Below are 5,816 nucleotides of genomic sequence, written 5' to 3'. Positions count from 1 at the left end.
AAGAAACGCTGTTGAAAAAAGGTTCCAAGACGGTATGGAACGACAACTGTGAGTATGACGGCATTGAGGACCGAAATGCGTTCTGTGAATTTGAGGGCATGGGCGGAACCATGGCAGAGCTGAAAATTATTCATTCCAATATGATGGCTTATACGGCAAAGGAAGCCCTGGCTGAGGTATATCCGGAAGAACGTCCCTACATTATTAACCGGGCCGGATTCGCAGGAATCCAGCGTTATGCTCAGGTTTGGGACGGAGATAATCTGACAGACTGGCGTACGGTGAAATTTAACATTGCCACCATTATGGGCATGGGAATGTCCGGTATTGCCAATACCGGCTGTGATATCGGCGGTTTTGCAGGTCCTGCTCCGGAGGCAGAACTTCTTCTTCGCTGGATTCAGAACGGTATTTTCCAGCCTAGATTCTGTATCAATTCCGCAAACAGCGACAATACGGTAACACAGCCTTTTATGTACGAGGAAACCCTGCCTTATGTACAGGCTGCATATGCCCAGAGATATCGCATGATACCGTATCTGTATTCTCTTATGCGGGAAGCGCACGAAAACGGTATGCCGGTGATGAGGCCGCTGTTTCTGGAGTTTCCGGAGGATAAAAACTGCTACACAGACGAACATCTGACCTTTCTGTTCGGACCGTCTGTGCTGGTGGCAAACGTGGTGGAAAAAGGGGCGAAGACACGGAAAATCTATCTGCCAAAGGGCGCTGTGTGGTATGATATGAACGACCATTTTAAGGCCTATGAGGGCGGACAGACCATAGAAATTCCGGTTACCCTGGCTTCTGTGCCCATGTTCTTCAGGGACTGCGGCGTGTATGTTACCAGCGAAGATGTGACCCAGATTAAGAGAGATACCCTGAAAACTCTGAACTTCCTCATTAGCTGTGAAAACGACGTGACATTTACTTACTATGATGATGACGGCTGGTCTAAGAAGTTTGAAGACGGAGAGTATGCATCTACAAAAATCGAGGTAAAGGCCGGAGACAGAAAGACCATTACCTTTACAAAGAACGGTTCTTATGAGGAAACCTGGGATAACCTGGAACTGAATCTGGTGAGTAAGGAAAAAGGTGCTTACTGGGTAACAGTAGAAGGAGAAAAGATTGCCCGATTCCTGACAAAAGAGAGCTTTGAAGAAGCGGAAAGCGGCTGGTACTATGACATGTCCGACCGAATTATCCGCATGAAATGCTCGAAACCGGACAAAGACAGCTTTACCATTGTGATAAGCTGTGAAAAATTTGATTTGATTGGTATGGAATTTACAGATTAAGAAAAACTGCTGCAGAAAGTCATACGGAACAGAAAGGCGTTTCGTTTGTACTTTCTGCAGCAGTTTTTTTCGGGAAAAATCCATTGTTGCATATTTCGGCAAATGCTATAATCAAGAATAAGAAAAAACAGGCGGGACTGACCTGAGAAAGAGAGGAATATACATGAGGACAGAATTACTTACTTTAAATCAGGAAAGAAATGTGACATTGACAGCTTATCTCCAGGAAACAGGTGGGGCTTTTTCCTATATATCAAAAAGACCTGCTATCCTGATTCTTCCGGGCGGGGGATACCAGTATTGTTCAGACCGGGAAGCAGACCCGGTGGCTATGCCTTATTTAAAAGCAGGATATCAGGTATTCATTTTGCGGTATTCGGTGAAGAAAGATGCAGTGTGGCCCAATCCATTAAAAGACTATGAGCAGGCTATGACGCTGATTCGCAGCAAGAGGGAGGAGTGGAATGTGTATGGGGATAGAATTGCCGTGCTGGGATTTTCGGCAGGCGGACATCTGGCAGGCTGTGCGGCAACCATGGCAGAAAACAAGCCGAATGCGGCAATTTTAGGCTATGCTGTAACCCGGGGGGAAGACGTGCAGATGTGCGAGAGCACAGCGCCGGATGTAATCTCAGCAGTGACGGAGGAAACATGTCCTTGTTTTGTCTTTGCTACCTGCAATGACCAGTTGGTAGCCGTGGAAAATTCGGTGAACTTTCTGCAGGCTTTGGCTCAAAAAGGAGTTACTTTTGAAAGTCATATTTATGCCTACGGTCCTCATGGATTTTCTACAGGAGATACGTCTGTCCAGAACCGGGAAATCCCACTTTGCAGCCGGGTGCCGGATTGGGTGGAGGACAGTATCGGATGGCTGAAAGATGTTCTGGGCGATTTCGGAGAAAATACTATGACAGAGCCAGTATGTAAGGCTCATGTCTCCGGAGATTACGATACTTTTTTGTCCTGGGACTGTACCTTCGGATACCTGAGGAACTATGCCGGGGCAGAAACGGTTATGACTCCGTTTTTAGCCTGGCTGGAAGCAAATAAAGATATGCTGGCGGAGAAAATCGGCCCGGCCGCACAGGAACTGGTACGCAAAAACGGCATGGAAGGTCTGTATTTTATGGCAGATTCCAGAAGTTTTCGGGAGATTTTAAATCATACAGGAATGACAAAAGCAGAAAAGCAGCAGATAGAAGAAGCGCTGGAAAAAATTCCTAATGAAAGATAAGTCCCCAATTGAAAAGCCCCTGTTCCCAAACGAGTGAGAGGAACCGGGGCTTTTTGTTATTCCACGGATTTTAATGCGCTGAGCATATCCAGATATTTCAGTTTTCGATTCATCATATATCCTAAGACAAAGGTAATGGCCGCAATTAAAACCGCAGGAAGGAGAAAGGCTCTGGCGGAAAGCGCGGGGTTGAACATAACTTCATCCGGAGGCACAACAGCCAGTATATATCGGTAAAGCAGGTCGCCCACACCAAAGCCTGTTAAAATGCCAAGCAGGGAAAGAAGTATGGTTTCCCGGTAAATATAGAGAGTTACTTCTTGGTCATAGAATCCCAGAACTTTGATTGTGGAAAGTTCACGAATCCGTTCTGCAACATTGATGTTGGTAAGGTTGTAGAGAATGACAATGCCAAGCAGAACTGCAACAAGGATTAAAACCTGCATAATCTGATTCAGGGAATCTACAATAGTGTTAATCTGGTTAATCATGGTTGTATTCTGAACGACCCCTTTGACAGCGTCTGATTCCATAAAATGGCTGGCCTGTGTTTGTGCATTCTCTAAGGAGCTGTCTTTTAAGCTGACTAAGTTTGCATTTGCCTGGTAAGTATCAGAAAATGCAGTTTCGTAATAGTTGTCGTTCATAAACATAAAGTGTCCTGTGTACATTTCTGTAATGGAGGCAACCTTTACTTTGTGTTCCTTGTCATTGGAATCCGTAATGGTAAAGCTGTCGCCTGCTTTTACATCCAATAATTTTGCCAGCCGTTCAGAGATGACAACGCCGTTATCATCCAGAGAGATTTGTGTGTTATCTTCCCGATGAACAAGAGTAAAATAATCACGGAATTTCTGTTCGTTCTGCGTCACAATCATAGTGATTTCCTGCTTGTCTTTTTTCTTTCCCGCAACTTTTGTCACGGATTCATAATGGACAGGAAGCTGTTCCTTGATGGAACTGCCATTTAAAAGGGAATCCAGTTCCTGCTGTTCTTTGTCTGTTAAAAGGCTGTTCTGTGCTACAATTAAATCATATTGGATAAGCTCGCCAAACTGCCGGTCATTGATTTTGGAGGTGGAGTTCTGTACGCTGAGTCCTGTAAACAGCAGAGCAACGGCACCGCACACACCGAAAACAGTCATAAACATCCGTTTCTTATATCGGAAGATATTTCTGGCTGTTACTTTGTGGGTAAAGCTCATTCTGTTCCAGATTGGTGTCAAATGCTCCAGAAAAATCTTTGACCCCTTTGTGGGAGCTTTGGGTAATAACAAAGCTGCCGGTTTTTCTTTCAGTTCTCTTAAGGCAACGATGCAGGCCGGAAGGACCGCACTGAAAACGGACAGAACCAGTGCGGCCAGAGAAGTTGAGAGATAAAAGTGTTTTTCAATAACCGGTACGTCAAAGCCGTTTCCGTAGGCATTGTAAATGATTTCCGGCAGCAGCAGATGACCTGAGAGGATACCGGCAAGCGTGCCGGACACGCCTGCAATCAGTCCATAGACCGTAAACTTTTTCATAACATCACGGTCTGTATAGCCAAGGGCCTTTAAAGTACCTGCATTCATACGTTCTTCATCCACAAAACGTGTCATGGTAGTCAGGGTTACCAGTGCGGCTACAAAGTACAGAAAGATAGGAAACACATTTGCCAGGGCGTCAATAATGGTGGAAATGGAGTCGTAAATTTTATAACTGTCGGAACCGGCAGCTTCCCTTCGTGTGCTTAAGGTATACACCGGCAGTTCCAGACTGTCCATTTCTTCTTTTGCGTCTGCTAATTTTTCTTCATTTTCAGCAATTTCTTTATTGGCGTCGGCCTCTTTGGTAGTAAACTCCTTTAAACCGCTTTCGTATTCCGCCTCTTTATCGGATAATTCCTGTTTGGCAGCTTCTAATTTATCAACGTTTTCCTGATACTCTTTTTCTTTGGAATGCAGGGTTTCAAAGGATTCCTTCCATGCGGACAGTCCCGAATAATAAGTATTCAGATTCTGGTTGTATAAAGAAACACCTGACTGATACTGCGCATAGCCGGAATTGTATTCCTCCTGCTTCGTTTCCAAAAGTGCTTTCTGTTCTGCAAGAGACTGTCTTGCTTCACTTAACTGTGCTTCATTGGCTGCAATTTGATTCTTTGCGTCCGTAAGCTGTGCAGAAGCGACCCCGATTTCCTGTTCTGAGGAATCCAGCTGCTGTTTTGCGTTCTTTAATTCCGTTTCTTTTTCAGCAAGCAGGGTTTTGGATTGTTCCAGTTCCGCTTTTTTCTGGTCAAGCTGCGTCTGCATAGCGGCAAGGCTGTCCATCTGAGGGGTATAAGTGCCGGACAAAAAGCTTTCATATTCTGACTGGCATTTTTCCAGTTCTGCCTGGGCAGCAGCCAGCTTTTGATGGAGCGCTTCCTGTTCCTCCTGGGAAAGGTCAGGATTTGCCAGCTGTTCTTTGAGCGCATTGACGGTCTGGGTGCAGGAATCAATGGAAGTTTCATATTCCTGTTTGGCGCTTATCAAAGTATTTTTATTGGAATCCAGGGTATTCTGCTGCGCTGCCAGTTCGTCAGAAGCACTTTGATAAGCCAGCTGTTTTTGGGTGAATTCGTCAAAGGCGCTTTGGTAGGTCTGTTGTTTTTCCTGAAGTTCTGTGGATTTTGAGGAAAATGCCTGTTCACTGGAGGCAAGCGTTTCTTTTGCCTGTGCCAGCTGCGTCTCTTTCCCAGATAACTGGCTGTCCGCCGTGTTTATTTTGCCCCATTCGTCCTGGAGAGAACTGTAGGCAGAACTTAACTGGTTTTCTGTTGTCTGCAGGGTATTTTTTGCACTGTCCAGGGATTGTTTGGCAGACTGCAGCTGCTCCCATTTTTTTGTAAGGGTGGCTTTGCCGGAAGATAACTGTTCTTTGGCAGCTTTGAGCTGAGAATCAGAAGAGGCAATGGCAGTTTTTGCATCCTCAATCTGCTTGTCAGCGTCTGCCAGCTGTTCCTTTGTGTCTGAAAGTTTCTGTTTGGCTTCGTCAATCTGTTTCTGTCCATCGTCAATATTGCTCTGATACGTATCCTTCAGAGTCTCCAGACGAAGGGCAGGCTGACTCTCTAACAGCTTGTCCAGTTGGTTTTTATGGGTCTGAATCAAATCGGTATAGGTATCGGAATAAGGATTGACATTTTGCGTATCGCGGAAGGTCACTCTTGCAATCATGTAAAAATCAGAATCAAAGACATCTTTCTTTACAAAGCCGTATCTCTTTAATTCGCCTGTTCCGGAAGTGGACTGTCCCATATT

Annotated in this window: 3 protein-coding genes; 2 read left to right on the top strand and 1 reads right to left on the bottom strand. The window is 45.2% G+C overall.

What is annotated here, in order from left to right:
• Together WKT17_RS16050 and WKT17_RS16045 are read left to right on the top strand one after the other, a co-directional pair.
• A partial coding sequence (locus WKT17_RS16050; RefSeq protein WP_340273664.1) for a TIM-barrel domain-containing protein occupies nucleotides 1–1,301 on the top strand: 1,301 nt, incomplete at its 5' end.
• Nucleotides 1,302–1,464: 163 nt separating this feature from the next.
• Complete coding sequence (locus WKT17_RS16045; protein WP_173747779.1) at nucleotides 1,465–2,535, top strand: alpha/beta hydrolase; 1,071 nt, start codon at nucleotides 1,465–1,467, stop codon at nucleotides 2,533–2,535.
• 56 nt (nucleotides 2,536–2,591) lie between these two features.
• Here WKT17_RS16045 and WKT17_RS16040 read toward each other — a convergent pair.
• The coding region (locus WKT17_RS16040) for an ABC transporter permease (protein WP_340273662.1) at nucleotides 2,592–5,816 on the bottom strand (3,225 nt) is incomplete at its 5' end.

The organism is Blautia sp. HCN-20427 (genome assembly GCF_037890365.1).
In the GTDB taxonomy this organism is placed as follows: Bacteria; Bacillota; Clostridia; order Lachnospirales; family Lachnospiraceae; genus Blautia.
Note: the sequence above shows the minus strand (reverse complement) of the source record. Positions and strands in the feature narration are given on the sequence as shown.

What these genes read in the sequence shown, in the direction of transcription:
- WKT17_RS16045 (WP_173747779.1), top strand. Translation starts at nt 1,465, where the DNA reads ATGAGGACAGAATTACTTACTTTAAATCAGGAAAGAAATGTGACATTG.